This is a genomic window from Streptomyces sp. BA2, from assembly GCF_009769735.1.
Classification (GTDB): domain Bacteria; phylum Actinomycetota; class Actinomycetes; order Streptomycetales; family Streptomycetaceae; genus Streptomyces.
On record NZ_WSRO01000002.1, the window covers coordinates 2,086,968 to 2,112,811 of the forward strand.

27 protein-coding genes and 1 pseudogene are annotated in these 25,844 nt (G+C 70.3%); 8 read left to right on the forward strand and 20 right to left on the reverse strand.

Translation table 11 applies throughout. The features are described from left to right. Positions 1-352 precede the first annotated feature (352 nt). The 7 genes from cbiE to E5671_RS12035 form a co-directional block, all read right to left on the reverse strand. Positions 353-1,564, reverse strand: a complete 1,212-nt coding sequence (gene cbiE / locus E5671_RS12005; RefSeq protein WP_160503839.1) for a precorrin-6y C5,15-methyltransferase (decarboxylating) subunit CbiE — start codon at positions 1,562-1,564, stop codon at positions 353-355. A 120-nt stretch (positions 1,565-1,684) separates the two neighbouring features. Then, entirely contained in the window at positions 1,685-2,329 is a 645-nt protein-coding gene (locus E5671_RS12010) for a GNAT family N-acetyltransferase (protein WP_160503840.1), read from the reverse strand. A 135-nt stretch (positions 2,330-2,464) separates the two neighbouring features. Then, positions 2,465-3,292: a MetQ/NlpA family ABC transporter substrate-binding protein gene (locus tag E5671_RS12015; protein ID WP_160503842.1), complete on the reverse strand. Its 828-nt coding sequence runs from the start codon at positions 3,290-3,292 to the stop codon at positions 2,465-2,467. 2 nt (positions 3,293-3,294) lie between these two features. Beyond that, a complete protein-coding gene (locus E5671_RS12020) occupies positions 3,295-4,131 on the reverse strand; it encodes a MetQ/NlpA family ABC transporter substrate-binding protein (RefSeq protein WP_160503843.1) in 837 nt (278 codons plus the stop codon). 74 nt (positions 4,132-4,205) lie between these two features. Beyond that, the gene (locus E5671_RS12025; protein WP_160503845.1) at positions 4,206-4,925 is read right to left on the reverse strand and encodes an ABC transporter permease subunit; all 720 of its coding nucleotides are present in this window, start codon (positions 4,923-4,925) and stop codon (positions 4,206-4,208) included. Further along, positions 4,922-5,983 carry an ATP-binding cassette domain-containing protein gene (locus E5671_RS12030; protein WP_160503847.1) on the reverse strand — a complete coding sequence of 354 codons (1,062 nt, stop codon included), beginning with the start codon at positions 5,981-5,983 and terminating at the stop codon, positions 4,922-4,924. Before E5671_RS12030 ends, E5671_RS12025 begins: the two co-directional genes overlap by 4 nt. 407 nt (positions 5,984-6,390) lie before the next feature. Beyond that, positions 6,391-7,038, reverse strand: a complete 648-nt coding sequence (locus E5671_RS12035; protein WP_160503849.1) for an HAD-IA family hydrolase — start codon at positions 7,036-7,038, stop codon at positions 6,391-6,393. A gap of 91 nt (positions 7,039-7,129) precedes the next feature. On the opposite strand from E5671_RS12035, the gene E5671_RS12040 reads away from it, so the two are divergent. Further along, positions 7,130-7,489, forward strand: a complete 360-nt coding sequence (locus E5671_RS12040) for a hypothetical protein (protein WP_160503851.1) — start codon at positions 7,130-7,132, stop codon at positions 7,487-7,489. Between the two features lies 1 nt (position 7,490). Then, entirely contained in the window at positions 7,491-7,928 is a 438-nt protein-coding gene (locus E5671_RS12045) for a hypothetical protein (protein WP_443032599.1), read from the forward strand. Between the two features lie 56 nt (positions 7,929-7,984). On the opposite strand, the gene E5671_RS12050 is transcribed toward E5671_RS12045, so the two are convergent. The 3 genes from E5671_RS12050 to E5671_RS12060 all read right to left on the reverse strand — a co-directional run bounded on the left by E5671_RS12050 (position 7,985) and on the right by E5671_RS12060 (position 10,312). Continuing rightward, positions 7,985-8,488, reverse strand: coding sequence for a GNAT family N-acetyltransferase (locus tag E5671_RS12050; protein WP_160503852.1), 504 nt, complete (start codon positions 8,486-8,488; stop codon positions 7,985-7,987). 37 nt (positions 8,489-8,525) lie between these two features. Then, positions 8,526-9,041: a sigma-70 family RNA polymerase sigma factor gene (locus E5671_RS12055; protein WP_160503854.1), complete on the reverse strand. Its 516-nt coding sequence runs from the start codon at positions 9,039-9,041 to the stop codon at positions 8,526-8,528. Between the two features lie 104 nt (positions 9,042-9,145). After that, complete coding sequence (locus E5671_RS12060; protein WP_160503855.1) at positions 9,146-10,312, reverse strand: glycerophosphodiester phosphodiesterase; 1,167 nt, start codon at positions 10,310-10,312, stop codon at positions 9,146-9,148. A gap of 455 nt (positions 10,313-10,767) precedes the next feature. On the opposite strand from E5671_RS12060, the gene E5671_RS12065 reads away from it, so the two are divergent. After that, positions 10,768-11,388 (forward strand): lysophospholipid acyltransferase family protein, encoded by a 621-nt coding sequence (locus tag E5671_RS12065; protein ID WP_237330157.1) that lies wholly within the window; start codon positions 10,768-10,770, stop codon positions 11,386-11,388. A gap of 130 nt (positions 11,389-11,518) precedes the next feature. Here E5671_RS12065 and E5671_RS12070 read toward each other — a convergent pair whose 3' ends face one another. From E5671_RS12070 to argH, 4 genes are all read right to left on the reverse strand, one after another. Next, the gene (locus tag E5671_RS12070) at positions 11,519-13,060 is read right to left on the reverse strand and encodes an MFS transporter (RefSeq protein ID WP_160503858.1); all 1,542 of its coding nucleotides are present in this window, start codon (positions 13,058-13,060) and stop codon (positions 11,519-11,521) included. Next, on the reverse strand, positions 13,057-13,608 hold the full coding sequence (locus E5671_RS12075; protein WP_160503861.1) for a TetR/AcrR family transcriptional regulator: 552 nt from the start codon (positions 13,606-13,608) through the stop codon (positions 13,057-13,059). The genes E5671_RS12070 and E5671_RS12075 overlap by 4 nt, the downstream gene beginning before the upstream one ends. Before the next feature lie 89 nt (positions 13,609-13,697). Next, entirely contained in the window at positions 13,698-14,672 is a 975-nt protein-coding gene (locus E5671_RS12080) for an aldo/keto reductase (protein ID WP_160503862.1), read from the reverse strand. 117 nt (positions 14,673-14,789) lie between these two features. Further along, entirely contained in the window at positions 14,790-16,220 is a 1,431-nt protein-coding gene (argH, locus tag E5671_RS12085) for an argininosuccinate lyase (protein WP_160503864.1), read from the reverse strand. Positions 16,221-16,365: 145 nt separating this feature from the next. Here argH and E5671_RS12090 point away from each other — a divergent pair, with 145 nt between their 5' ends. The 3 genes from E5671_RS12090 (at position 16,366) to E5671_RS12100 (ending at position 18,750) form a co-directional block, all read left to right on the forward strand. After that, positions 16,366-16,950, forward strand: a complete 585-nt coding sequence (locus E5671_RS12090; protein ID WP_160503866.1) for a pyridoxamine 5'-phosphate oxidase family protein — start codon at positions 16,366-16,368, stop codon at positions 16,948-16,950. A gap of 3 nt (positions 16,951-16,953) precedes the next feature. Next, positions 16,954-17,667 carry a L,D-transpeptidase family protein gene (locus E5671_RS12095; protein ID WP_160503868.1) on the forward strand — a complete coding sequence of 238 codons (714 nt, stop codon included), beginning with the start codon at positions 16,954-16,956 and terminating at the stop codon, positions 17,665-17,667. Positions 17,668-17,748: 81 nt separating this feature from the next. Next, positions 17,749-18,750, forward strand: a complete 1,002-nt coding sequence (locus E5671_RS12100) for a bile acid:sodium symporter family protein (protein WP_336605738.1) — start codon at positions 17,749-17,751, stop codon at positions 18,748-18,750. Between the two features lie 52 nt (positions 18,751-18,802). Here the strand turns inward: E5671_RS12100 and E5671_RS12105 are convergent, their stop codons facing one another. From E5671_RS12105 to argC, 5 genes are read right to left on the reverse strand one after another with little or no spacing between them, the layout of a single operon-like run. Beyond that, positions 18,803-19,357, reverse strand: coding sequence for an arginine repressor (locus E5671_RS12105; protein WP_160503870.1), 555 nt, complete (start codon positions 19,355-19,357; stop codon positions 18,803-18,805). A 7-nt stretch (positions 19,358-19,364) separates the two neighbouring features. Beyond that, a complete protein-coding gene (locus E5671_RS12110) occupies positions 19,365-20,573 on the reverse strand; it encodes an acetylornithine transaminase (protein WP_160503872.1) in 1,209 nt (402 codons plus the stop codon). Beyond that, positions 20,570-21,535 (reverse strand): acetylglutamate kinase, encoded by a 966-nt coding sequence (argB, locus tag E5671_RS12115; protein ID WP_160503874.1) that lies wholly within the window; start codon positions 21,533-21,535, stop codon positions 20,570-20,572. Before argB ends, E5671_RS12110 begins: the two co-directional genes overlap by 4 nt. Further along, the gene (argJ, locus tag E5671_RS12120; protein ID WP_160503876.1) at positions 21,532-22,686 is read right to left on the reverse strand and encodes a bifunctional glutamate N-acetyltransferase/amino-acid acetyltransferase ArgJ; all 1,155 of its coding nucleotides are present in this window, start codon (positions 22,684-22,686) and stop codon (positions 21,532-21,534) included. The genes argB and argJ overlap by 4 nt, the downstream gene beginning before the upstream one ends. Beyond that, positions 22,683-23,711, reverse strand: coding sequence for an N-acetyl-gamma-glutamyl-phosphate reductase (gene argC, locus E5671_RS12125; protein ID WP_160503878.1), 1,029 nt, complete (start codon positions 23,709-23,711; stop codon positions 22,683-22,685). The genes argJ and argC overlap by 4 nt, the downstream gene beginning before the upstream one ends. A 295-nt stretch (positions 23,712-24,006) precedes the next feature. On the opposite strand from argC, the gene E5671_RS12130 reads away from it, so the two are divergent. Together E5671_RS12130 and E5671_RS12135 are read left to right on the forward strand one after the other, a co-directional pair. Then, positions 24,007-24,993 (forward strand): aldo/keto reductase, encoded by a 987-nt coding sequence (locus E5671_RS12130; protein ID WP_160503880.1) that lies wholly within the window; start codon positions 24,007-24,009, stop codon positions 24,991-24,993. A gap of 79 nt (positions 24,994-25,072) precedes the next feature. Further along, on the forward strand, positions 25,073-25,573 hold the full coding sequence (locus tag E5671_RS12135; RefSeq protein WP_160503881.1) for a DUF6314 family protein: 501 nt from the start codon (positions 25,073-25,075) through the stop codon (positions 25,571-25,573). Here E5671_RS12135 and E5671_RS45375 read toward each other — a convergent pair. After that, a pseudogene (locus E5671_RS45375) lies at positions 25,524-25,835 on the reverse strand (GNAT family N-acetyltransferase); the annotation flags it as partial. The gene E5671_RS12135 and the pseudogene E5671_RS45375 sit on opposite strands and share 50 nt — an antisense overlap. Between the last annotated feature and the right edge of the window lie 9 nt (positions 25,836-25,844).

Genomic DNA, 25,844 nt, shown 5'->3' on the forward strand with positions numbered 1-25,844 from the left:
GTAACCCCTCGCCCATCGGTTAGTGCTTCTTCGACCGCCCCTCAGCCTTCGGCCGGGGAAGCCCCATTGCCCGGAGCGGCGCACCAACCGCCCGTCATCCTCAACGAGCGTGCGCGCCGCGCGGCACGAACCGCGTACGGACAACAGGCATTGTCCCGGTCGGCCTGCCACCGCGGCGGCTTGATCCGCAACGGCCCGCTGTGGGCTGCGCCACGTTGCGCGCCCTCCGGTCCTGCCGTACCACACACCCCCCAAAACGGGCGAGCTTTCCGGACATTGACCAACTATTTGCCGGACGCTCGGGTGCGGTACAACGATCGGCCAGCCTACCCCGCACCGTGCGGCAGCAGGGTCACGGGGCGCGATCCGGCAACGTTCCCGAGAGCAGGAAGACCACGGTCCGCTCCCGCTCCGTCCACGCGCGCGTGTCGAGTTCGACGGACTGGAGCAGCGCGCATTCGACCGCGTATCCGTGCTCCGTCAGGCCCCTGCCGATGAGTTCGGCCGCGTCGCGGGTCGACGCGTGCGTCACGATGCGCGCCGGGCGGCGGTCGGCGACGGCGGAGACCACTTCGGCTCCCCCGCCCCCGATCCGTACGACATCGGGCTCGGGCAGGTCTTCGAGGATGTGCGGCGCGGTGCCGTGCAGGATCTGCGGCTGTACGCCGAAGTGGCGGGCCACGGCCGTGGTGCGGGCGCAGGCGTCGGGGTCGGCGTCGACGGCGATGACGGCGGCGCCGAAGCGTGCCGCCTCCGCGGTGAAGGCGCCGCTGCCGCAGCCGATGTCCCAGACCAGGTCGCCCACGCGCGGGCCGGTGCGGGCGAGTTGGGCGGCCCGCAGGCGGTCGCTCTCGCCCTCGCCGAGCTGGGCATCGCCGCCGTAGGCGGGGGCGGGAAGGGCCCAGCCGCGCGGGGTGCCCGGGTCGCGTCCCGCGATCCAGCCGGTGTCGGACGCGGCGACCGGGCCGCCGATGACGATGACGACGTTCGGGTCGCGCCAGGTGTGGTCGGCGGCCTTGTCCGAGGTGAGGACGGTGACCTGTTCGCGATCGGTGCCGAGCTCCTCGCAGATCACGAAGGTGCGGTGCACACCCTGGAGGAGCAGGCCGAGCTCGGCCGGGCCCGCGCCGGGTGAGGTGAGGACGGCGACCTTGGTGTGCGCGCGGCAGACGTTGACCGCGCGGCGCAGCGTGCGGGGGTGGGCGACCACGACCTGGGCGTCGTCCCAGGGCATCCCGGCGCGGGCGAAGGCCTGGGCGACGGAGGAGACGGCGGGCACCACTTCGACCTCCAGGCCGAATTCGGGGGCACGCAGTGTGCGTACGACGCCGAAGAACCCGGGGTCGCCGTCGGCGAGGACCACGGCGGTGCCGCGATGGGCGGCGATGCGGCGGGCGGCCAGGCTCACGCTGCCCAGGCGGATCCGTTCCGCGCCCGGTGGCACTTCGGAGAGCGCGAGGTGGTGGGCGGCGCCCGCGACGAGGGTGGCGGCGCCGAGCGCCGAGCGCGCGGCGGCGGTCAGCGGCGAGCCGTCCCAGCCGATCACCGTGACGCGGTCGGCCATCGTCGTCTGTCTCCTGGGTCTCGCGGGTTGTCTGAGGGGGCCGGGCTTCGTGCGTGCAGGTGGCAACCGTGTGCGGCCAGGGGCGAGCGTACCTGGTGGACCTCTGTGGTGCCCCGGGGGTCAGTTCCAGTCGGAGTAGGCGCTGAACCCGCTGTCCGCGAGCTGCTCGCCGACGCCTTCCAGATCCTCGGGGAGCAGGCTCCACACGATGAGGTCGGTCCGGACGTCGATCCAGCCGCCGAAGGGATCTCCGCCGTTCCTCGTACGCGCTATCCAGGCGCCCCGCAGGACACCCTCGCTGATGCAGCCGATTTTCTGCGCGACCTGCTGGGCGGCGGTGTTGTCTGCGGCGGTGCGCAGCTCGATGCGCTCGAAGCGCTGGTCGTTGAAGAGCCACTGAGCGGTGGCGAGCGCCGCCTCCGAGGCATAGCCCTCGCCGCGGGCCCAGGGGGCGACGACGTAACTGAGTTCGCTGGAGCGTACGCGCCAGTCGGTGTCGCGCAGTTGCACGATGCCGACCAGGCGCTGGGTGAGGAACTCCGTGACGGCGAGGGCGATTCCGCGGCCCTCGGTGCGCTCGGCGGGTGCGAGGCGGTTGATCCAGTCGCGGGCGTCGTCCTCGGTGTAGGGCTGGGGCACGGAGGTCCAGGCTGTGACCATCTCGTCGTTCATCATCTCCGCGTACGAGGAGACGTCGGCGTCCTCGAACGGGCGCAGCACCAACCGCTCCGTGCTGATGGAGATGTCGGGGAAGGTGGTTGTCATGCGCTGCTCCGTAACCTGGAACCCTCGGGCCTGCTGAAGTGCCCAGCATGCAGCATGTCGACGCGCAAACGCACCACGGGGTCCGCTCCTTCGTCAGGAGAGGACCCCGTGGTGAGGGCGGAAACAGACTGTGCGTCAGCTCGTTGCGACGGGCAGGACGGAGCCCTTGTACTTGTCCTTGATGAACTGCTTCACCTCGGGTGAAGTCAGCAGTTCGGCCAGCTTCTTGACCCGGGGGTCGTCCTCGTCGCCCTTCTTGACGGCGAGCACGTTGTTGTACGGATTGTCCTTGGGCGACTCGAGAAGGATGGCGTCCTTCTTGGGGCTGAGTCCGGCGTCGAGCGCGTAGTTGTTGTTGATGACCGCGGCTTCGACGTCTTCCAGGGAGCGGGGCAGCTGGGCGGGTTCCAGCGGCTTGATGGTGAGCTTCTTCGGGTTGGACGTGATGTCCTCGGGGGTCGCGTTCGCGCCGGCCCCCTTCTTGAGCCCGATGACGCCCTTGGAGGCGAGGAGTTCGAGCGCCCTGCCTTCGTTGGTGGTGTCGTTCGGGACGGCGACGGTGGCACCGGCGGGCAGCGCGGTGACGTCCTTCGCCTTCTTCGCGTACACCCCCATGGGCGGCAGATAGACCTCGGTCACCGGCGTGAGCTCCGTCTTCTTGGACTTGTTGAAGTCCTCCAAGTACGGGGCGTGCTGGTAGAGGTTGGCGTCGAGGGACCCTTCCTGGAGCGCGGTGTTCGGCGTGACGTAGTCCGTGAACTCCGTGATCTGGAGGTCGAGTCCCTTCTTCTTCGCGAGGTTCTGCTTGATGTACGTGAGGACTTCGCCGGCCGGGGTCGGGGTGGCGCCGACGGTGAGCGTGTCACCGTCGCCGCCTCCCGAGCCGGATTCGCTGCCGCACGCGGTCAGGCCGAGCGTGAGGGCGAGCGCCCCGGCGGCGGCCGCTATGACGGGCGTACGCATGATCAGAACGCCGCGACGACGGCACCGTCGTACTTGTCGTCGATGAACTTCTTGACCTCGGGCGAGGTGAGGAGCTTGGCGAGCTTCTTCACGCGCGGGTCGTTCTCGTCGCCCTTCTTCACGGCGAGGAAGTTGCCGTAGGGGTTGCCCTTGGCGGGCTCGGCGACGATGGCGTCCTTGGCCGGGCTGAGCTTGGCCTCAAGGGCGTAGTTACCGTTGATCACCGCGGCGTCGACGTCACCGAGGGAGCGGGGCACCTGGGCGGCCTCGATCTCCTTGAACTTGAGGTTCTTCGGGTTCTTCGAGACGTCCTTGGGGGTCGCCTCGTAACCGACGCCCTTCTTGAGCTCGATCAGGCCGTTGTCGGCCAGGAGCTTGAGCGCGCGGGCCTCGTTCGTGGTGTCGTTCGGGAGCGCGACAGTGGCGCCCTTCTTCAGACCGTCGAGCTTCTTGACGGTCTTGGAGTAGACGCCGAGCGGCTCCAGGTGCACCGTCGCCTTCGGGACCGGCACGATGTCCGTCCCGTTCTTCTTGTTGAAGTCGTCGAGGTACGGCTTGTGCTGGAAGTAGTTGGCGAAGACCTCGCCCTGCTCGACGGCGGTGTTCGGCGTCACGTAGTCGGTGAACTCCCGCACGTCGAGGTCGAGACCGGCCTTCTTCGCCAGGTTCTTCTTGACGTAGTCGAGGATCTCGCCCTGCGGGGTGGGGGTCGCGGCGACGATGAGCGGGCCGTCCTTGTCGCCCGCGGCGGAGCCCTTGTCGGAGCCGCAGGCGGAGAGCCCGAGGGTGAGGGCTCCGGCGGCGAGGACAGCGGTGGTGATCTTGGCGGTGTTACGCACGAAAAGTGCCTTTCTCCATGGGTGGTACGCCCCGCGATGGGTGTGCGGGGTGAGTTTCAGGAAGCCTTCGACGGTCAGGAAGCCTTCGACGGCGCGAGCTTGAGGAAGCGCAGGCGGGGAGCGGCGCCCGAGTGGCCGCCGCGCCGGTGCAGCCTGCGGGCCGCGTAGTCGCCCGCGAACTGGATGATCGAGATGACGACGGCGAGGACACCGACGGTGATCCACATCAGTTCGGTCTCGAAGCGCTGGTAGCCGTAGCGGATGGCGATGTCACCGAGGCCGCCCGCGCCGACGGCGCCGGTGATGGCCGAGTAGCCGAGGATCGTGACGATCGTCGTGGTGGTGCTGGAGATCAGCGAGGGCAGCGACTCCGGCACGAGGACCTTGCGTACGACGGTCCAGGTGTTGCCGCCCATCGACTGCACGGCCTCGACGAGACCGCCGTCGACCTCGCGCACCGAGGTCTCCACGAGCCGTGCGAAGAACGGGATGGCGCCGATCGCGAGCGGCACGATGGCGGCCTCGCGGCCGATCGTCGTGCCCGTGATCCAGCGCGTGAGGCCCATCAGCGCGACCATGAGGATGATGAAGGGCATCGAGCGCGCGATGTTCACGACCTGCCCGATGAGCTTGTTCACGACCGTGTTCTGCAGCAGCCCGCCGCGGTCGGTGAGGACCAGCAGGATGCCGAGCGGCAGACCGGCGACGACGGCTATCAGCGTCGACCAGCCGACCATGTAGAGGGTGTCCCAACAGGCCTGCTCCAGCAGGGGCTGCATCTCCGACCAGGTCACTTGGCACCTTCCTTGACCAGCAGCGTGGCGTCGTCCTTCGGCGTGGTCACGGGGGCTTCGCCCGCGATGTCGACCTGGAGGCCCTGCTCGCGCAGGAAGCCGATCGGGACGACGTTCTCCTCGAAGCGACCCGGCAGCTCGATGCGCATGCGGCCGACCTGCTTGCCCGCGACGGTGTCCATCGCGGCGCCGAGGATCGAGATGTCGATGTTGTATGTGCGCGACAGCTGGGAGATGACCGGCTGGGTCGCGGCTTCGCCGTGGAAGGTCACGTCGACGACGGTGCGGTTGTCGCCCGTGGCGTCGCCGCTGACCGGGAAGAGCGCGGCGGCCAGCTCGGAGCCGGGCGTCGCGAGCAGCTCGGTGACGGTGCCGGACTCGACGATCTGGCCGTTCTCCATCAGGGCGGCGGAGTCGCAGACGCTCTTGACGACGTCCATCTCGTGCGTGATCAGCAGGACGGTCAGGCCGAGCTGCTGATTGAGGTCGCGCAGGAGCTGGAGGATGGAGCGGGTGGTCTCCGGGTCGAGGGCGCTGGTGGCCTCGTCCGAGAGCAGCACCTTCGGGTCGCCGGCGAGCGCGCGGGCGATGCCGACGCGCTGCTTCTGGCCGCCGGAGAGCTGCGCCGGGTAGGACTTCGCCTTGTCGGCGAGGCCGACCAGGTCGAGCAGTTCGAGCGCCTTGCGGGAGCGCTCGACGCCGCTGAGACCGAGGATCTCCAGGGGCAGCTCGACGTTGTCCTTGACGGTGCGCGAGGACAACAGGTTGAAGTGCTGGAAGACCATGCCGATGCGGCTGCGCGCCCGGCGCAGGTCCTTGCTCGCGCGGCTGCCGCGCCCCGCGAGGGCGGTGAGGTCCTGGCCGGCGACGCTGACGGTGCCGGAGGTGGGGCGCTCCAGGAGGTTCACGCAGCGGATCAGCGAGGATTTGCCGGCGCCGGACTGGCCGATGACGCCGTACACCTCGCCTTCGCGGACATGCAGATCGACGCCGTCGAGGGCAGTTACTTCACGACCGCGTGAGCGGTAGACCTTGGTGAGGCCGGAAGTGGTGATCACAGGGGTTTCCGTCACTGTCGAGTGCGCGGCGCGGTTCTCGCCGGGCACGGGGCATTCGTGGGGAACGCGGCACGGTTTCTCGCGGTGGCGAAAGGAACCGGAGGAGGTGTGCGCGGGGCAGGCTCGCGTCCTACGTCTTGTCCGCCGGTAAGGCGTACGTCGCATAGGGGCGCGGCACAGCGGCTTCGCTTCGGGGCGCGATGCTCAGGAGTGGTGCGGGGGCCCTCAGAAGGCGCACATTCGACACATACAACGAGCACCGGGCGTCGTGATCGCCTCGGTCGCAGGGGTGCGGCTGCTCGTCGTGGTCATGTGGACCAGTAAAACACGCGTGCGTACGCACCCCGCCCCGGTTGTCCGCTATACGGACAGCCGGTGGACGGGCACGGACGCGGACCGGCGACTGCTCAGTCCTCGGTGACGATCTCCACGCCACCCTCGGTGGCCTGCGCGGACACGGCGGAGAGGTCCTTCACGACGACGTCGGCGACGAGTTCGCCCGCGGTGTGCGTTGTGGTCAACGCCACGGTGGTCATGCCGGCCGCGCGTCCCGCCGTGAGACCCGCGGGTGCGTCCTCGAAGACCACGCAGCGCGCCGGGTCGACGCCCAGTTTCGCCGCCGCGAGCAGGAAGGGCTCCGGGTCGGGCTTGCCGCGCGTGATGTCGTCGGCGGCTATCAGCATCTTGGCGTCGATGCCGACCTCCGCGAGCCTGGCCTCGGCCAGGCGGCGCCCGGCGGAGGTGACGACGGCCCAGCGCTGGGGCGGCAGGGATTCGAGCAGCTCACGGGTGCCGGGAAGGAGCACGACGCCGCCCGCGACGTCCGAGACCTCCAGCTCTTCGATGCGGGCGACGGCCTCGGCCACGCGCTCGGCGGGCAGCATGTCGGCGATGATCTCGGCGGCGGGGCGGCCGTGCAGCTCGACCCGCGCGAATTCCTCGGCGGTGATCCCGTACTCCTGCGCCAAGCGCCTCCAGCAGCGGTACACCGACTCCATGGAGGAGATCAGGGTGCCGTCGTTGTCGAACAGGAGCGCTTCAGCGTGGATCTTCATGGTGTCCGAGCGTACGGGGCACCCCTGGGTGCGCGCATCGGGCCTCAGGGGTGCGCGCATCGGGTCATAGGGCCCGTAATAAAGTCACCGCATGCTTGTTGCCCTGACGATCGCGACCGCCGTGGCCGCGCTCGCCCTCGCCGCGTGGTGCGGTTTCGCCGCCTACCGGGACCAGCCGACCAAGGACTGGCACTTCATCGGCATGGGCGTGGTGACGCTCCTGGCCACCGTCCAGCTGATCGTCGGCATCGTCCAGCTGGCGCGGGGCGAGAAGCCCGAGCAGGGCACGACGATCTTCGTGGCGTATCTGATCGGCTCCTTCGCCTGCGTCCCGGCCGCGGGCTTCATGTCCCTCGCGGAGCGCACCCGTTGGGGCTCCATCACGGTCGCCGCGGGCGGCGTGGTCCTTGCCGTGCTCCAGGTGCGGCTCTACGACATCTGGGGAGGCTGAGGTGACGGTGACCGAGCCCGACGAGCAGAAGGCCCCCGCCCGGCAGAGGCTGATCAGCGGGCCCGGCATCCTTCTGGTGTGGCTGTACGGGGTGATGGTGGTCGGCGCCGTTTCGCGCTCCGCCGTGCAGATCTCGACGGACTTCCACAAGGCCCCGCTCGCGTACGCGCTGTCCGCGCTCGCGGGTCTCGTCTACGGCTTCATCACGTACTCGCTCGTGCGCGGCGGCGAGAAGGCCCGCAGGGCGGCGCTGGTGTGCTGCGCCGCCGAGCTGGTGGGCGTCCTGGCGGTGGGGACGTGGACGCTCATCGAGCCGTCCGCCTTCCCCGACGCCACGGTGTGGTCCGACTTCGGGATGGGCTATCTGTTCATTCCGGTGATCCTGCCCCTCACCGCGATCTTCTGGCTGAACAAGGCGCGGAGGAAGAGCGCCCCGTAGGGGCGCGGGGAACTGCGCGGCCAGCCACAGCCGGCCCGCAGTCGCCCGGCGTGCGCTCAGAGGCTGGTCGCATAGGCGCTCGCGCCGATCTCCTTGGCGAGGGTGACCACCGTGAGCCGTTCGTTCACCTGCTGGGCGCCCACCGCCACGTAACCGTGCTTGCGGTAGAGCTGGAGGTTCTGTTCGCTGCGGTGGCCGCTGAAGAGCTGGAAGCACTTGGCGGTGCCGCCCGCGCCGAGGCGCCCCTCTATCGCGTCCAGGAGCCTGCCTCCCAGGCCGTGGCGCTGCATCCTGGGGTGGACGATCAGTTTGTTGATCCGCGCCGTGCCGTCGGGATCGACCGTGCCGCGCACCGACGCGACCACCTCGTCCCCGAGGCGGGCCACCAGCACGCTGCCGGCGGTCAGTTCGGCCTTGATGGAGTCGAGGGACTGTGTCAGCGGCTCGATGGAGTAGTCGCCGTACAGCTCGGCCTCGCTCTGGTAGCACAGGTACTGCAGTTTGAGGATCTTCTCGGCGTCCTGTCCGACCGCCTCCGAGATGGTCACGCTCATGCCCATGTGTGCATGCCTCCCGCTCACCTGCTCCGCCGGTTGTCTATCGCTCCATTCCCCGCGGTTCAGGAGCTGCAACCTCCGCCGCGAGCATTCTGCGCAGGCATCCCAGGCAACGGGAACGTTCAGGCCCCAGGCTGCCCTGTGACATTCCCAACTCACCTGCGATCTCCCGGTAGGTGAGGTCCTTGGGGGACAGCAGCGCGGCCATGAGACCGGGGCAGCGGCCGGGCAGTCTGCGCACCGCCGCGTGCAGGGTGCGGTCGCGGTCGGCCCGCAGGGCGCGCTGTTCGGGCCCGCGCTCGGTGTCGTCGGCGGGCTCGGTCGCGTACGCCACTTCGCGCTCTGCCGTACGCCGGGTGCGGCGCGCCTCGGAGGCGACGGCGGCCCGCAGCCAGGTGGCCGGGTCGGCGGGTGGGTCGGCGGCCTCCATGCGTTCGAGGAGGCGCAGCCAGACGGCCTGTTCGAGGTCACCGGGGTCGGCGCCGCTGCCGTACGCCGCGGCGGAGGCCTCGGCGGCGAGGAGCGGACGCAACGCGGGGATGAGCGAGTGAGTCATGGAGGGCTGAGTCATGCAGGGCTGAGTCATGCAAGGCGTGACGCGGCCGCCCCGGCAGGAGGTTGCCGGAGCGGCCGTCTGTCACCCCAACCGGGGCCGGACGATCAGCTGTTGACGAAGTCCTCGCGAGCCAGGAGAGCGGTGTCGGGGTTGTCGGAGAAGATCCCGTCGATGCCCGTCTCGAAGTACGCCTTGAAGGCTCCGAAGGCGTCGCCGTAGGCGGCCGGGTCGGTGCCCTTCTTGAAGTTCGCGGGCAGGAAGGTGTTTTCGTTGCGCATCGTGTACGGGTGCAGGATCAGGCCCGCCGCGTGCGCGTCCTTCACCAGGGTGGTCGGGGTGCCGAGGCTTCCGTCGGGCTTCTTCGGGATGACCAGGTCCAGTGTGGGGCCGATGCCCTGCGCGAACGACGCCATCCACTGCAGGCCCTCGGGCTTGATGAGGTCGGCGACGGTGCGCGGGTCGCCCGCCTCCACGAAGTCCCAGGGGCGGGAGCTCGCGCTGGACAGGAGCACCACGAGCGGCGGGTCGACGAGCTTGTTCAGGCGCTGGATGCTGCTGGGCTCGAAGGACTGGAGGAAGTTGGGCGAGCTCTTCTTGTGCCGCCCGTACTTGCGCAGGAGCTTGGCGAGGGGCTCCTCCAGGCCGAGGCCCAGCTTGCGGAAGTACGTGGGGTGCTTGGTCTCGATGTGCAGCCAGATCCGCTTGCCGCGCTCACGGCCCTGCCGGTCGGCCCACTTGAAGACCTCTTCCAGGGTGGGCACGTCCCAGCGGCCGTCGTAGAGGATGTTGCGCTGGCGGGTGCCGGGGATGCGCTCCTTGGCGCGCAGCGTCTTCAGCTCGGCGAGCGTGAAGTCCTCGGTGAACCACCCGGTGTAGGAGGTGCCGTCCACGGACTTGGTGGTCTTGCGGGACGCGAACTCGGGGTGCGCGGCGACGTCCGTCGTCGCGGTGATGTCGTTCTCGTGACGGCATACGAGATGGCCGTCCTTGGTGGGGACGATGTCCTGCTCGATGACGTGCGCGCCCATGTCGAGGGCGAGCTGGTACGAGCCGAGCGTGTGCTCGGGCCGGTAGCCGCTGGCGCCGCGGTGCGCGACGACCGTGGGCACCGGCAGGTCCTTGTGGCCGTGCCCGTGCTTCGCGTCGGCTCTCGCCACGCCGGGCAGTCCTACGACGGCTGTGCCCGCCCCGAGGACCGCCGCTCCCAGTACCGCGCGCCGACCCGGCCGCTGCTCCCCCGACCCCGACCGACCCGACTTCTGCGTAGCCATAGAGCGCTCCTCCCGATGTACTGCCTTGCACCTGACAAAGCGGCACGATCGTAGGTGGCCTCACGTGACGGATGGGAGACCCCGGACCGAACGGAAGGGTGACGCCGGATGGCGACTGGTGTGCGGGGAGGGGTCCTTTCGGTGGGCATCGGCCGGAGCGGACCGGGGCCGAACTCCGTGGCAGCGCGTGACCCCGGTGCGTGACAAGGACCACTAGGGCGCGCCACATGCCTCACACAGGGATAACGTCGTCACAGGGAGGGCGGCCCGAGGGCTGCACCACGCACCCGCATGTCAACTCTGCGTATCGAGGGCGTGAACCCGATGTGCGGTGAGCGGGGACCCGCGAGTATCGTCCTCACCTGCACATACTCGTCGTCGACCCGTTGACACCGGAGGGCCCGTTGTCCCGTCTCGCGCTCATCAAGGCTGTGCTCGGACCGATCTTGCGTCTGATGTTCCGCCCCCGGGTGGAAGGCGCAGAGAACATTCCGGGCACCGGTCCGGTCATCATGGCCGGCAACCACCTCACGTTCATCGACTCGATGATCATGCCCCTCGTCTGCCCGCGTCCGGTGTTCTTCATCGGCAAGGACGAGTACGTCACGGGCAAGGGGCTCAAGGGCCGCCTGATGGCCTGGTTCTTCACCGGCTCCGGGATGATCCCGGTGGACCGCGACGGCGGCCACGGCGGTGTCGCCGCCCTGATGACCGGGCGGCGCGTCCTGGAGGAGGGCAAGCTCTTCGGCATCTACCCCGAAGGCACCCGCTCCCCCGACGGCCGCCTGTACCGCGGCCGCACGGGCATCGCACGCCTGACCCTCATGACCGGCGCGCCCGTCGTCCCCTTCGCGATGATCGGCACGGACAAGCTCCAGCCCGGCGGCAAGGGCCTTCCGCGCCCGGGCCGCGTGACGGTGCGCTTCGGTGAGCCGATGGAGTTCTCGCGGTACGAGGGCATGGACCGCGACCGCTATGTGCTGCGGGCGGTGACGGACTCCGTGATGACGGAGGTCATGCAGCTCTCCGGCCAGGAGTACGTGGACATGTACGCCACCAAGGCGAAGGCTGCGTAGCCCGGGGGCCCGGTCTTTGGCAGTGCGCCCGCCCGGCGCTCGGGGCTTCCCCCGACACCGGGCGGGCGTTTCTTGTTGCCTGCGGGCCGCCTGTGGCTGAGCGCGCAGTTCCCCGCGCCCCTTACGGGACTCAGTGCTCGATGCCGTCCTCCAGCTTCGAGCCCTTCAGGAGGAACCACGCCGCCACGGCAGTGGCGAGCAGGACCACCGCGCCCACGCCCGCGGCAAGCCGCAGCCCCTCGACGAAGGCGTCCTGGGCCGAGTGCAGCAGGGCCTGGGCCTCGTGGGCCGGGAGGCCCGCGGTGGATTCCACCGCGCCGCCCAGCGATTCGTGCGCGGCCGACGCCACCTCGGGCGGAGTGCCCGCCGGGGCGGTGAAGTCGCGGTAGACGCCGGTGACGATGGAGCCGAGCAGGGCGATGCCGAGGGCCGCGCCCAGTTCGTACGCCGTCTCGGAGACCGCGGACGCCGCGCCCGCCTGTTCCTTGGGCACGCTGGAGAGGATGACGTCGGCGGTCACCGTGAACGAGAAGCCCGCGCCGATGCCGACGACCAGGAGCGAGGCTCCGAGCAGCGGATACCCGGTGCTCTGCTCCAGCGTGGTGAGCGCCGCCAACGCGATGCCCACCGCCGCGAGTCCGCCGGCGACCACCGCGCGCACGGAGAACCGCCGCGCGACCATGCCCGCGATCAGACCCGCCGCCACCGCGCCCACCGCGGCGGGCAGTTCGGCGAGGCCCGCCTCGAACGGCCGCCTTCCCTGGACCAGTTGCAGGAACTGGGAGAGGAAGAAGACCAGGCCCGAAAGCCCGAGCACCGTCAGGAGATCGGCGAGCACCGCACCGGAGAACCCCCGGTTGCGGAAGAGACGCATGTCCAGGAGGGGCGCCGGCAGGGTGAGCTGGCGCCGTACGAACCAGGTGAGCGCCGCCACGCCGAGCACGGCCGCCACCGCGACGTCCCAGCGGATGCCGTGCGCCGCCGCCTCCTTGATGGCGTACACGACGGCGATCATGCCGATGAGCGAGAGCACGACGCTGATCAGGTCCCACGGGCCCGGCGCCGGATTCTTCGACTCGGGCAGGAACTTGATGCCCACGAGGACCAGGACCGCCATCACCGGCAGGTTGATCAGGAAGACCGAGCCCCACCAGAAGTGTTCGAGCAGGAAGCCGCCGACGACCGGCCCCACGGCGGCACCCGCCGACGCCATCGCGCCCCAGATGCCGACCGCGAGGCTGCGCTCGCGCGGGTCGTGGAAGATGTTCCGGATCAGCGCGAGCGTGGAAGGCATCAGCGTCGCGCCCGCGACACCGAGCAGCGCCCGCGCCAGCATGAGGAGTTCGGGAGTGGTCGCGTAGGCGTTGAGCACCGAGACCGCTCCGAAGGCGACGGCGCCTATCAGCAGGAGCTTCTTGCGGCCGATGCGGTCGCCGAGGCTGCCCATGGAGACGAGCAGACCGGCGATGACGAACGAGTACACGTCGCCGATCCACAGCAGCTGCGTGCCGGTCGGCTTGAGGTCCTCGCTGATGTACGGCGTGGCCAGGCCGAGCACCGTCGCGTCCACGGCGACGAGCAGCACGGCCAGGACCAGCACGGCGAGCGCGAGCCAGCGGCCGGGGCTGCGCTCGACCTCCGCCGACGCGGTCCGCTGTTCGATGCTGGTCATGGTTCCACTCTCCGTTGTGCGCCGCCGATCAGCAGCTCGGCGATCATGTGTGTGAAGTCTTTGGCGGCCACTCGGCCGTCCAGTACGGCCCAGGCGCCCGCGCCGATGAGTCCGTACAGCGCCTCCGTGAGCCAGACGGGGCTCAGGTCGATGCGGAACTCGCCGCTCTCCTGGCCGCGCCGGAAGAGCGCGCCGATGTTGTCGTCGAGCCGGGACCAGCCCTCGTGCTGCGCGTCGTCCTCGAAGAGCTGGTTCTCGGTGACGAGGAACGCGAGCAGCCCCGCGGCCGGCTGGATCTCCTTCACCAGACGGCGCAGCGCCTCCTGGGCGCTGTCATCGCAGAGCCTGGCCGCTTCGAGGGCGGCCTCGCACTCCTGGATGCCGAGCTCCTCCAGGGCGCGTACGAGAGCCTCGCGCCCGGCGAAGTGGCGGTGCAGGGTGGCCCGACTGATCCCCGCCGCGCGCGCCACTTCGTCCATCGTGGACGAGCCTTTGCGGGTGAGGAGCGCCGCGGCGCTGCGGAGCACCTGGTCGCGATCGACTGACATGAGACAAGCATAGTCCACATGAGACATACTTGTCTCACGAGATACTCGCGCCTTTCACCGGGGGATCACCCTCGGGAGTCAGGTGTTGCTCAGTGCCAGGGCAACTGTCCGCGCCGCTCCCAGTACGCGGCGGGCTCCTCCACGAGACCCGCGAGCCGCTCAAGCTGCTCGGCGTCGAGGTCGACGGCCGCCGCGTGCAGGTTCGAGACGAGCTGGACCGAGGTGGCGGCACCGGAGAGGACCACGCCCGCCCACGGCTGACGCAGCACAAGGGCCAGCGCCACCGCGTCACAGCCGAGCCCGGTCGCCCCGGCGATCTCACGCAGGGCCGCGGGAGCCTGCGGGTCGGCGAGGCGGCCGTTGGCCATGGCCTCCTTGACCAGAACGGTGAGCCCCGCGTCGTGGGCCTCGGCCAGCGCGGGGCCCGCCGATGTCTCCAGGGCGTTGTACGTCGCCTGGACCGTACGGAAGAGCGGCTCGCCGTCGACGGTCACTTCGAGCGCGGCGCGGATCGCGGCCGCCTGCTCCGGGCCGCTGACGGAGAGTCCGACCGTCACGCCCTCGGCCGCCAACTCGGCCAGTTTGGCGTGCAGTTCCTTGTCGGTGAGGGCAGGGCTCTGCGGCGTCACGGAGTGGATCTGATACAGGTCGAGCCGCTCGCCGAGCAGCTGGGCGCTCTCCTCGCGCTGACGGACGTACGCGGCGACGCTGTGGTCCTTGACCTCGTGCGGCCCTGCGGCGTCGGCGTTCCAGGCGGCCGTGTACGTGTAGCCCCACTTGCTGCCGATCACCACGTCCCTGATGTCGGGCCTTGCGTGCAGCCAGTCGGCCAGGAACTCCTCGGAGCGGCCGTAGGAGCGCGCCACGTCGATGTACCGGACGCCCAGCGCGTAGGCAGCGTCGAGGAGTTCGAGGGTGCGCTCGCGCAGGGCCTCGACGCTGCGCGAGGGCGGCAGGTCGGTGTCGCGGCCGAGCGTGATGTAGCCGGGCCTGCCGACGGCGGCCAGGCCGAACCCGATGTGGGCGGTGGGGGTGGTCGCTGCGGCCAAGCGCGAGAAGGGCATCGCGGGCTCCGTTCGGTCGACTCCTTGCGGAAGACGACCAACGTAACCCGCGATGCCCACGTCAACGCGGCACGCGCTGTCCCGGCGTCACTTACGCGCCGCGGCGCTGTCCCGGCGTCACTTACGCGCCGCGGCCCACTCCTGCTGGGCCGTCAGATCGGCCTTGACCTCGGCGAGCTGGGCGGCGACGGCCGAGGGGGCGGTGCCGCCGCGGCCGTCGCGGGACGCCAGGGCGCCGGGGACGTTCAGGACGGTCCGGACCTCGGGGGTCAGGTGCTCGGAGATCTTGGCGAACTGCTCGTCCGTGAGCTGGTCGAGCTCGATGCCGTGCGCCTCGCACTCCTTGACGCACTCGCCCGCGACCTCGTGGGCCACCCGGAACGGCACGCCCTGCTTGACCAGCCACTCGGCGATGTCCGTGGCGAGCGAGAAACCGGCCGGGGCCAGCTCCTCCATGCGCTCGCGGTGCACGGTGAGCGTCGCCATCATGCCGGTGAAGGCGGGGAGCAGGACCTCCAGCTGGTCGCAGGAGTCGAAGACCGGCTCCTTGTCCTCCTGGAGGTCGCGGTTGTACGCGAGCGGGAGCGCCTTGAGCGTCGCCATCAGGCCCGTCAGGTTGCCGATGAGGCGGCCCGACTTGCCGCGCGCCAGCTCGGCGATGTCCGGGTTCTTCTTCTGCGGCATGATCGACGAGCCGGTCGAGAAGGCGTCGTGGAGCGTGACGAAGGAGAACTCCTTCGTGTTCCAGAGGATGATCTCCTCGGCGATCCGCGAGAGATTCACGCCGATCATCGCGGTGATGAAGGCGAACTCCGCCGCGAAGTCACGGGCGGCCGTCCCGTCGATGGAGTTGCCCGCCGAGCCGCGCTCGAAGCCGAGGTCCGCGGCGACGGCTTCGGGGTCCAGGCCGAGAGAGGATCCCGCCAAGGCACCCGAGCCGTACGGCGACACGGCCGTCCGCTCGTCCCACTGCCGCAGGCGTTCCGCGTCCCGGGAGAGGGACTGGACGTGCGCGAGTACGTGGTGCGCGAACAGCACGGGCTGGGCGTGCTGGAGGTGCGTGCGGCCCGGCATGGCGACGTCCGGGTGCGCCTCGGCGAGGCCGACGAGGGCGCCCTGGAGGTCGGCGATCAGGCCGCCGATGATGCGGGCGTGGTCCCGCAGGTACATCCGGAAGAGCGTCGCGACCTGGTCGTTGCGGGAGCGGCCCGCGCGCAGCTTGCCGCCGAGGTCCGCTCCGAGGCGCTCAAGCAGGCCCCGCTCCAGGGCGGTGTGCACGTCCTCGTCGGCGATGGTGCCCACGAAGGAGCCGTCGGCCACGTCGGCTTCGAGCTGGTCGAGGCCGCCGAGCATGCGGGTCAGCTCGTCCTCGGTGAGCAGGCCCGCCTTGTGGAGCACGCGCGCGTGGGCGCGGGAACCGGCGATGTCGTACGGCGCGAGGCGCCAGTCGAAGTGGACCGATGCCGACAGCTTGGCCAGGGCCTCTGCCGGGCCGTCCGCGAACCGGCCGCCCCAGAGCCGGACGTCACCGCCGTTGTTGCTGCTCACTTCACGTGCTCCTTAACCTGCATTCGCCGTCATGCATGAGTATGCAGTGTTACGTATGTTTCGTCAATCCAGCCTCGCGCGACACCGCGTGACACCACGCGAAGTCATTAGACAGGCGAACTAACTTTGTGAATAATCCTTAGGCATGGGAAAGACTTACGAACGCATAGACGGCAGACTCCGCTCGTTCATCGAGGCTCAGCCCCTCTTCTTCACCGCCACCGCGCCCCTCTCCGGCGACGGCACCATCAATCTCTCCCCCAAGGGCATCACGGGCTCCTTCGCCGTCGTCGACGAACACACCGTGGCCTACCTGGACTTCGCGGGCAGCAACGCGGAGACCGTCGCACACCTGCGCGAGAACGGCCGCATCACCCTGATGTGGACCGCCTTCCAGGGGCCGCCGAACATCGTCCGGGTGCACGGCCGCGGCGAACCCGTCTTCCGCGACGACCCGCGCTGGGCAGAACTGCTCGGGCACTTCCCCGACATCGACCCGACCCCGCACGGCCTGCGCGCGATCATCGTGGTGACGGCCGAACTCGTCCGCGACACCTGCGGATACGGGGTGCCCTTCATGTCGTACGACGAGGACCGCGACCTGCACGCCAGGCGCTTCGCGCGCGAGGACGACGCCTCGCTGAGCGAGTACTTCACCAAGAGGCAAATCGCACGGAGCATCGACGGCCTGCCTGGAGTGCCGCTGCCCCTGCCTCCCAGTACGGTCTGACCCATGCGCCCCCGTGCCGCCGCCCTCGCGTCCGCAGCAGCCCTCGTCCTCGCCGTCGTCGGCACGGTCGGAGCCGGGCCCGGCGCGGGCCCCCCGCTGCCGGACCGCATGGCCGACACGGGCGGCGGCACCCAGCTCATCACCGCCGAGGCCGCGCGCACCGGCTCCACCACCGGCACCGTCACCTGGTGGGACCGGAGCGGCGGGCGGTGGGTGAAGTCCGGGACCACGGCGGCTCGGTTCGGCGCGAACGGCCTGACGGAGGGCGGCTCCCGCAAGCAGGGGACGAACACGACCCCCACCGGGCTCTTCCGCCTCCCGTACGCCTTCGGGATCAAGCCCGCGCCGTCCGGCACGGACTACTCCTACCGCCGCGTCACGAAGAACTCCTGGTGGTGCCAGGACAACGACTCACGCTCCTACAACCGCTGGACCCAGCCACGCCCCGCCGACTGCCGCGCCGCCGAGTCCGAGCACCTCATCACGTACGACCCCCAGTACGCGCACGCCCTGGTGATCGGCTTCAACTACGACCGCCCGGTGCGAGGGCGCGGCGCCGGAATCTTCCTGCACGTCAACGGGCGTGGGGCGACGGCGGGTTGCGTGTCCGTGCCCGAGGACGCGATGCGGCGGATCCTCGCGTGGGCCGATGAGGCGCGGCGGCCGCACATGGCGATCGGGACGGCGTCGGGGCCCACCGCCCTGACGCGCTACTGACCGGCCCCCACCAGCTCGGTGTAGCGACCACATATCGAGACGGGGTTGCGTCCGCGCTCCGCCGCGGCGTTGCATCGCCGGGTGCAAACCGAACAGACGATCCCCAACTCCCCCAGCTCAACGGAGAGCGGCGACAAGGCGGCTCGCCTCGCCGTCACGGTCTTCCCCGTCCTCGTGCTCGCCGCGGGCGCGCTCGGCCTGATGGCGCCGGACGCCTTCAAGGGCTGGGGCGCAGACGTCCCGTACCTCCTGGGCCTCGTGATGTTCTGCATGGGGCTCACCATGACCCCGCTCGACTTCCAGGGCGTCGTCAAGCGCCCGTGGGCCGTCGCGCTCGGCCTGGTCGCGCACTACGTGATCATGCCGGGGCTCGGCTGGCTGATCGCCCACGCGCTCGGGCTCTCGCCGCAGTTGGCGGCCGGCGTCATCCTCGTCGGCTGCGCGCCGAGCGGGACCGCGTCCAACGTCGTGACCTACCTGGCGCGCGGCGACGTGGCCCTCTCCGTCTCGGTGGCCACCGTCTCGACCGTGCTCGCGCCGCTCATCACGCCGCCGCTGACGCTGCTCCTGGCGGGCGAGTACCTGCCGGTGGACGCGGGCTCGATGGTCACGGACATCCTCAAGACCGTGCTGCTTCCGGTCATCGCGGGTCTCGTCGTACGCCTGCTGTTCGGTCGCTACATCGGGCGGGTCCTCAGCGCTCTTCCGTGGCTGTCCGCCCTGACCATCGCCGTCATCGTGGCGATCGTGGTCGCGGGCAGCGCGGCGGCCATCAAGTCGGCCGCCCTGCTCGTGTTCATCGCCGTCGTCCTGCACAACGGCCTCGGCCTTGCGCTCGGCTACGGCGCGGGCAAGCTGGCCCGCCTGGGTCCGCCCGCGTCGCGGGCCATGGCCTTCGAGGTCGGCATGCAGAACTCGGGGCTCGCGGCGTCGCTCGCCACCGCTCACTTCAGCCCGCTGGCCGCGTTGCCCGCCGCCGTGTTCTCCGTGTGGCACAACGTCTCGGGGGCGCTGGTCGCCGCGTGGATGGCGCATCGGGCGCGGCGGACCGAGCAGGCGGAATCCAGCCCGTCCGGCGTTTGAGGACGAACTCGGCGAAGCCGGTGATCGACGGTGCGCGAGGCCCTGGGGCCAGCTAATGCTCGTTGGACGCCAGCCTCAGCAAGTGATCCGCCAGCGCCTGACCCCCCGTGGCCTCCCTGCTGATCAGCATCAACGTGTCGTCCCCCGCGATCGTCCCCAAGATGTCATGCAGCTCCGCCTGGTCGATCGCCGAGGCGAGGAACTGCGCGGCCCCCGGCGGCGTCCGCAGGACGACGAGGTTGGCCGAGGCCTCGGCGGAGATGAGCAGCTCCGCCGAGAGGCGGCGCATGCGCTCCTCCTTGGCGGACTCCCCGAGCGGCGCACGCGGAGTGCGGAAGCCGCCCTCGCTCGGCACCGCGTAGATCAGGTCGCCCTCGGCGTTGCGGATCTTCACGGCGTTCAGCTCGTCCAGGTCCCGCGAGAGCGTCGCCTGGGTGACCGTGAGCCCGTCGTCGGCGAGCAGCTTCGCCAGCTGACTCTGGGAGCGCACCGGCTGCCGGTTGAGGATGTCCACGATCCGGCGGTGGCGTGCGGTGCGGGTCTGCGGCACGGCGGGCCCGGCGTGATCCGGGTGTTCCGCGTGCTCGTTGCCTTGCGCCTGGCTCATCGTCGTCTCATTCTCCGGATCGTCCGTCCCCGTCGGCCGCGGTGGCCTGGTCAAGCACGCCGGGCAGGGCCCGCAGAAGCGCGTCCACCTCGTCGTCGCGCACGTTCAGCGGCGGCATCAGCCGTACGACATCGGGGGCGGGCGCGTTCACCAGGAAGCCGGCGTCCTGAGCCGCCTGCTGCGCCTGGGACGCGAGCGGCTCGGTGAGCACGATACCCAGCAGCAGGCCCGCACCCCGGACATGGCCCACGAGCGGATGTCCGAGTGACTCGATTCCGTCGCGCAGCTTCTCGCTCGCCCGCTTCACGTTCTCCAGGAGTCCTTCGGCCTCGATCGTGTCGAGTACCGCGAGTCCCGCGGCGCACGCCACCGGGTTCCCGCCGAACGTCGTTCCGTGGTGACCGGGCTTGAGGAGCTCCGCCGCCGCGCCGAACGCGACCGCCGCGCCGAGCGGCAGGCCGCCGCCAAGACCCTTCGCGAGCGTGACGACGTCCGGCTCCACGCCCTCGTGCGCGAGGTACTCGAACCAGTGGCCGGTACGGCCGATTCCGGTCTGTACCTCGTCGAGGACGAGGAGTGTTCCGGTGGCCGTCGTGATGTCACGGGCCGCCTTGAGGTAGCCCGCGGGCGGCACTACCACGCCGTTCTCGCCCTGGATCGGCTCGATGATGACGAAGGCCGTCTCCTCGGTGACCGCTGCCCGCAGGGCCTCCACGTCGCCGTACGGGACGTGCGTGACGTCGCCGGGCAGCGGCAGGAACGGCTCCTGCTTGCCGGGCTGGCCGGTGAGCGCGAGCGCCCCCATGGTCCTGCCGTGGAAGCCGCCGTCCGTGGCGACCATGTGCGAACGCCCCGTCAGACGGCCGATCTTGAAGGCGCCTTCGTTGGCCTCGGCGCCGGAGTTGCAGAAGTACACCCGGCCCTCGCGCCCGAAGAGCTGGAGCAGCCGCTCGGCGAGTGCGACCGGCGGCTCGGCGACGAAGAGGTTCGAGACGTGGCCGAGCGAGGCGATCTGGGTGCTGACCGCCTCGACGACCGCCGGGTGGGCGTGGCCGAGCGCGTTCACCGCGATGCCGCCGACGAAGTCGACGTACTCCTTGCCGTCGGCGTCCAGAAGCTTGCTGCCCGCGCCGCTGACGAGGGGCAGCCTGGGGGTGCCGTAGTTGTCCATCAGCGCGTCCTGCCAGCGCTTGGTCAGCTCCTCGTTGCCGGTCATGCCGCTTCCCCCTCCATCTCGTCTGTGGGCGCGTCCGGCACGACCATCGTGCCGATGCCCTCGTCGGTGAAGATCTCAAGCAGGATCGAGTGCTGGACCCGTCCGTCGATCACGCGGGCCGTCTCGACGCCGTTGCGCACGGCGTGCAGACAGCCCTCCATCTTCGGGACCATGCCGCTCGCCAGCTCGGGAAGGAGTTTCTCCAGCTCCTTCGCGGTCAGCCGGCTGATCACCTCGTCGCTGTTCGGCCAGTCCTCGTAGAGGCCCTCGACGTCCGTGAGGACCATCAGGGTCTCGGCATCAAGCGCAGCCGCAAGTGCCGCAGCCGCCGTATCAGCATTGACGTTGTAGACATGGTGATCGTCCTGGGAGCGTGCGATCGAGGAGACGACCGGGATGCGGCCGTCCGTGAGCAGCGCCTCGATGGCGCCGGTGTCGATCTCGGTGATCTCGCCGACCCGGCCGATGTCGACCAACTCGCCCTCGATGCGGGGCTGGTGCTTGGTGGCGGTGATGGTGTGCGCGTCCTCGCCGGTGAGGCCGACGGCGAGCGGGCCGTGCTGGTTGAGCAGGCCGACGAGCTCGCGCTGGACCTGCCCCGCGAGCACCATGCGTACGACGTCCATGGCGTCCTCGGTGGTGACCCGCAGGCCCGCCTTGAACTCGCTGACGATGCCGTGCCGGTCGAGGGCCGCGCTGATCTGCGGTCCGCCGCCGTGCACGACGACGGGCCTGAGGCCCGCGTGGTGCAGGAAGACGACGTCCTGCGCGAAGGCCGCCTTCAGCTCCTCGTCGATCATGGCGTTGCCGCCGAACTTGATGACGACGGTCTTGCCGCGGTGCCGGGTCAGCCAGGGCAGCGCCTCGATGAGGATCTGCGCCTTGGGCAGCGCGGTGTGCTTCCGCGCGGTCGGGTTGCTGCTGGTGTCGCCGCTCGTGTTACCGCTCGTGGCGCCACTCATGAGGAGTACGCGCTGTTCTCGTGGACGTAGTCGGCGGTGAGGTCGTTCGCCCAGATCACGACGGGCTCGGCGGTGCCTGCCGCCAGATCCGCGGTGATCCTGACCTCCCGGTAGCGCATGTCGACGAGGTCGCGGTCCTCGCCCACGCTGCCGTTCTTGCAGACCCAGACGTCGTTGATGGCGACGTTCAGCCGGTCGGGCTCGAAGGCGGCCTTCGTCGTGCCGATGGCGGAGAGCACCCGGCCCCAGTTGGGGTCCTCGCCGTGGATGGCGCACTTGAGGAGGTTGTTGCGGGCGATGGAGCGGCCCACCTCGACGGCGTCGTCCTCGGAGGCGGCGTTCACCACCTCGATCCGGATGTCCTTGCTCGCGCCCTCGGCGTCGCCGATGAGCTGGCGTGCCAGGTCGTCGCAGACGGTGCGGACGGCCTCGGCGAACTCCGCGTATACCGGGGCGACTTGAGACGCACCGGAGGCGAGAAGCAGCACCGTGTCGTTCGTCGACATGCAGCCGTCGGAGTCGACTCGGTCGAAGGTGACCTTCGTCGCGTCCCGCAGCGCCTTGTCCAGGACGTCGGCCTCGACATCGGCGTCCGTGGTCAGGACGACGAGCATCGTGGCGAGCCCGGGGGCGAGCATGCCCGCGCCCTTGGCCATGCCGCCGACCGTCCAGCCGTCCTGGGTGGCCACGGCCGTCTTGTGCACGCTGTCGGTGGTCTTGATGGCGATGGCGGCCTTCTCGCCGCCGTGCGCGGAGAGTTCACCCGCCGCGCTCTCGACTCCCGGCAGGAGCTTGTCCATGGGGAGGGTGACGCCGATGAGCCCGGTCGACGCGACGGCGACCTCACCCGCGTTCAGGTCGAGCGTCTCGGCTACCTTCTCGGCGGTCGCGTGCGTGTCCTGGAAGCCCTGGGGGCCCGTACAGGCGTTGGCGCCACCGGAGTTGAGGACGACGGCCGAGACGAGCCCGCCCTTGACGACCTGCTCCGACCAGAGGACGGGGGCGGCCTTGACGCGGTTGGAGGTGAAGACGCCCGCGGCGGCCAGGCGGGGCCCGGTGTTGACCACGAGGGCCAGGTCCGGGTTGCCGTTCTCCTTGATCCCGGCGGCGATGCCCGCCGCCGTGAATCCCTGCGCTGCCGTGACGCTCACGGTGCCACTCCGATCGTGGAAAGACCGAGCTCCTCAGAGAGCCCGAGTGCGATGTTCATGCTCTGCACCGCGCCACCCGCGGTGCCCTTGGTCAGGTTGTCGATGGCGCTGATCACGATGACGCGCCCCGCCGCCTCGTCGTACGCGACCTGGATCTGCACGGCGTTCGAGCCGTACACGGCGGCGGTCGCGGGCCACTGCCCCTCGGGGAGCAGGCGCACGAACGGCTCGTCCGCGTAGGCCTTCTCGTACGCGGCCCGCACGGACTCGGCGGTGACGCCGTCCGTCGCCTTCGCGCTGCACGTCGCGAGGATGCCGCGGGGCATCGGGGCCAGGGTGGGCGTGAAGGAGACGGTGACGGGGGCGCCCGCGGCGGCGGAGAGGTTCTGGATCATCTCCGGGGTGTGCCGGTGGACGCCGCCCACGCCGTACGGCGACATGGAGCCCATGACCTCGGAGCCCAGCAGGTTCGGCTTGGGCGCCTTGCCCGCGCCCGAGGTCCCGGAAGCCGCGACGACCACCGCTTCGGCCTCGGCGAGCCCGGCCGCGTACGCGGGAAAAAGCGCGAGCGAGACGGCGGTCGGATAGCAGCCGGGCACCGCGACGCGCTTGGACCCCGCGAGGGCCGCGCGCGCGGCCGGCAGTTCGGGCAGGCCGTAGGGCCAGGTCCCGGCGTGCTCGCTGCCGTAGAACTTCTCCCAGTCCCCCGCGTCCTTCAGCCGGAAGTCGGCGCCCATGTCGACGACGAGGACGTCAGGCCCGAGCTGCTCGGCGACGGCGGCGGACTGGCCGTGGGGCAGGGCGAGGAAGACGACGTCGTGACCGGCGAGGGCCTCGGCGGTGGTCGGCTCCAGGACACGGTCGGCGAGCGGCATCAGGTGCGGCTGCAGCGCGCCCAGGCGCTGACCCGCATTCGAGTTGCCGGTCAGGGCGCCGATCTCCACCTCGGGGTGGACGAGCAGCAGACGCAGCAATTCACCGCCCGCGTACCCACTCGCTCCTGCCACTGCTGCGCGTACCGCCATGGAACCCTCCTCCTAGATGGCATGACTATACGCAGTTCCGCACTTTTATGCAACGAGCCGATCACTCGTTCGGAGTTTCCAGCGAACCCGAGACGTACGACGGCGACGGGACGGCCCGAAAGACAGCCGGGCGCCGCCCGCACGAGAGCTGAATTCGCACCGTCCGGTCCGTCGCTCCGGCGACGCCAATGCGCCAAAGCCCGCCGAAGTCGTTTGACTTGGAGTCGACTCCAGCTCCTAGGGTCGCAACCGTCCGCCTGAAACAGGGCACACGGCTCCACCTGGAGGTACCGGCATGACCAGCATTCCTACGCGCCGTCTCGGATCACTGACCGTCTCGGCGCAGGGGCTCGGCTGCATGGGGATGAGTCACGCGTACGGCGCCTCGGACGACGCGCAGTCGATCGCGACGCTCCACCGCGCCCTCGACCTCGGCGTCACCCTGCTCGACACCTCCGACTTCTACGGCGCGGGGCACAACGAAGAGCTGATCGGCCGCGCCCTGGCCGGCCGGCGCGAACAGGCCGTCCTCGCCACGAAGTTCGGCTTCGTCAACCGCCTCGGCGAGCCGGCGGAGATCAGGGGCGACGCTGCCTACGTACGGCAGGCGTGCGACGCCTCGCTGCGGCGGCTCGGGGTCGACCACATCGACCTGTACTACCTGCACCGCGTCGACGGAAGCGTGCCGATCGAGGAGACCGTGGGCGCGATGGCGGAGCTCGTCGAGGCCGGGAAGGTACGGCACCTCGGGCTCTCCGAGGCGAGCGCGCGGACGATCCGGCGGGCGCACGCGGTGCATCCGATCGCCGCGCTGCAGAGCGAGTGGTCGCTGTGGACGCGGGACCTGGAGGCGGAGATCGCGCCGGTCTGCCGCGAGCTCGGCATCGGCATCGTGCCGTTCTCGCCGCTCGGGCGCGGTTTCCTCACCGGGCGCTACACCTCGGCAGCCGGCCTCCAGGAAGACGACATGCGGCGCACCCAGCCTCGGTTCGCCGACGGGAACCTGGAGCGGAACCTGCCCATCGTGACCGCCCTCAACACCCTCGCCGAGGAGAAGGGCGTCACCGCGGGGCAGCTCGCCCTCGCCTGGGTGCAGCACCGTGGCGACGACGTCGTACCGATTCCGGGCACGCGCCGGGAGAAGTACCTCACGGAGAACCTGGGCGCCCTCGCCGTCGAGCTCTCCGCCGAAGAGCTCGCGGCGATCGACGCGGCGGCACCGGCGGGTGCGGTCGCCGGGACCCGCTACGACGAGGGCAGTCTCGCGTTCGTCGACAAGTAGACATCCTGGACGGTGGCCGGGGCGGGGGGCCGCGTAGCCTGGATCAAGGCGCGGCGGTCGGTGCGGGACGGGATGTGCGATGAGCGAGGCCTTGTACGGCGTACCGGATGTGCTGGCCTACCTCGCCGGAACCTGGCAGGTGGAGCGGACGGCGCGGGATGTGGCGGGCGACGCTGAGGGCCACTTCTCGGGCACGACGGTGTTCACGCCGGGCGACGACGGCGGCCTCCTGCACCACGAGTCCGGCACCTTCACCTGGCGCGGCACTCCCCGCCCCGCCGAGCGCACCCTGCGCTTCGTGCCGGGCGACGACCCGGCCACCGCGCACGTCCTCTTCGCCGACGGCCGCCCCTTCCACGACCTGGACCTGCGCACCGGCAGGCACACCGCCGACCATCCGTGCGCGCTCGACCTCTACCGGGGCGATTTCGAGGTGTACGACGAGCGGCACTGGCGGATGCGGTGGCGGGTCGCGGGCCCCGCCAAGGACCTGATCCTCACGACCACGTACACGCGACCCCGCGAACCCCTCACTGCCGCCCGAACGCCATCCACTTCGCCGGGTCTTCCAGGGCGCTGAATCCGGCCTTCTCGTACACCCCGTGCGCGTCGGCCGTAGCCAGCAGGATCCGTCGCACGCCGCACGGCTCCAGGTGGTCCCTGACGGCGCCCACGAGGGCGCTCCCCAAGCCCTTGCCGCGCACCGACCGGTCCACGTACACGTCACAGAGCCAGGCGAAGGTCGTGTGATCCGTGACGACCCGCGCGTACGCGTCCGTGGAGAGCCACTGATGGACGCGGGCGGCGTCGAGGGGGGCGACGTCGGCGGATACCCGGAGGCCGCCTCAGCA

What these genes read in the sequence shown, in the direction of transcription:
- E5671_RS12135 (WP_160503881.1), top strand. Translation starts at nt 25,073, where the DNA reads ATGAGCGAGGCCTTGTACGGCGTACCGGATGTGCTGGCCTACCTCGCC.
- E5671_RS12130 (WP_160503880.1), top strand. Translation starts at nt 24,007, where the DNA reads ATGACCAGCATTCCTACGCGCCGTCTCGGATCACTGACCGTCTCGGCG.
- E5671_RS12105 (WP_160503870.1), bottom strand. Translation starts at nt 19,357, where the DNA reads ATGAGCCAGGCGCAAGGCAACGAGCACGCGGAACACCCGGATCACGCC.
- E5671_RS12040 (WP_160503851.1), top strand. Translation starts at nt 7,130, where the DNA reads ATGCTTGTTGCCCTGACGATCGCGACCGCCGTGGCCGCGCTCGCCCTC.
- E5671_RS12055 (WP_160503854.1), bottom strand. Translation starts at nt 9,041, where the DNA reads ATGACTCACTCGCTCATCCCCGCGTTGCGTCCGCTCCTCGCCGCCGAG.
- E5671_RS12060 (WP_160503855.1), bottom strand. Translation starts at nt 10,312, where the DNA reads ATGGCTACGCAGAAGTCGGGTCGGTCGGGGTCGGGGGAGCAGCGGCCG.
- E5671_RS12035 (WP_160503849.1), bottom strand. Translation starts at nt 7,038, where the DNA reads ATGAAGATCCACGCTGAAGCGCTCCTGTTCGACAACGACGGCACCCTG.
- E5671_RS12095 (WP_160503868.1), top strand. Translation starts at nt 16,954, where the DNA reads ATGCGCCCCCGTGCCGCCGCCCTCGCGTCCGCAGCAGCCCTCGTCCTC.
- E5671_RS12110 (WP_160503872.1), bottom strand. Translation starts at nt 20,573, where the DNA reads ATGACCGGCAACGAGGAGCTGACCAAGCGCTGGCAGGACGCGCTGATG.
- E5671_RS12090 (WP_160503866.1), top strand. Translation starts at nt 16,366, where the DNA reads ATGGGAAAGACTTACGAACGCATAGACGGCAGACTCCGCTCGTTCATC.
- argC (WP_160503878.1), bottom strand. Translation starts at nt 23,711, where the DNA reads ATGGCGGTACGCGCAGCAGTGGCAGGAGCGAGTGGGTACGCGGGCGGT.
- E5671_RS12080 (WP_160503862.1), bottom strand. Translation starts at nt 14,672, where the DNA reads ATGCCCTTCTCGCGCTTGGCCGCAGCGACCACCCCCACCGCCCACATC.
- E5671_RS12065 (WP_237330157.1), top strand. Translation starts at nt 10,768, where the DNA reads ATGTTCCGCCCCCGGGTGGAAGGCGCAGAGAACATTCCGGGCACCGGT.
- E5671_RS12050 (WP_160503852.1), bottom strand. Translation starts at nt 8,488, where the DNA reads ATGGGCATGAGCGTGACCATCTCGGAGGCGGTCGGACAGGACGCCGAG.
- E5671_RS12075 (WP_160503861.1), bottom strand. Translation starts at nt 13,608, where the DNA reads ATGTCAGTCGATCGCGACCAGGTGCTCCGCAGCGCCGCGGCGCTCCTC.
- E5671_RS12010 (WP_160503840.1), bottom strand. Translation starts at nt 2,329, where the DNA reads ATGACAACCACCTTCCCCGACATCTCCATCAGCACGGAGCGGTTGGTG.
- cbiE (WP_160503839.1), bottom strand. Translation starts at nt 1,564, where the DNA reads ATGGCCGACCGCGTCACGGTGATCGGCTGGGACGGCTCGCCGCTGACC.
- E5671_RS12070 (WP_160503858.1), bottom strand. Translation starts at nt 13,060, where the DNA reads ATGACCAGCATCGAACAGCGGACCGCGTCGGCGGAGGTCGAGCGCAGC.
- argB (WP_160503874.1), bottom strand. Translation starts at nt 21,535, where the DNA reads ATGAGTGGCGCCACGAGCGGTAACACGAGCGGCGACACCAGCAGCAAC.
- E5671_RS12015 (WP_160503842.1), bottom strand. Translation starts at nt 3,292, where the DNA reads ATGCGTACGCCCGTCATAGCGGCCGCCGCCGGGGCGCTCGCCCTCACG.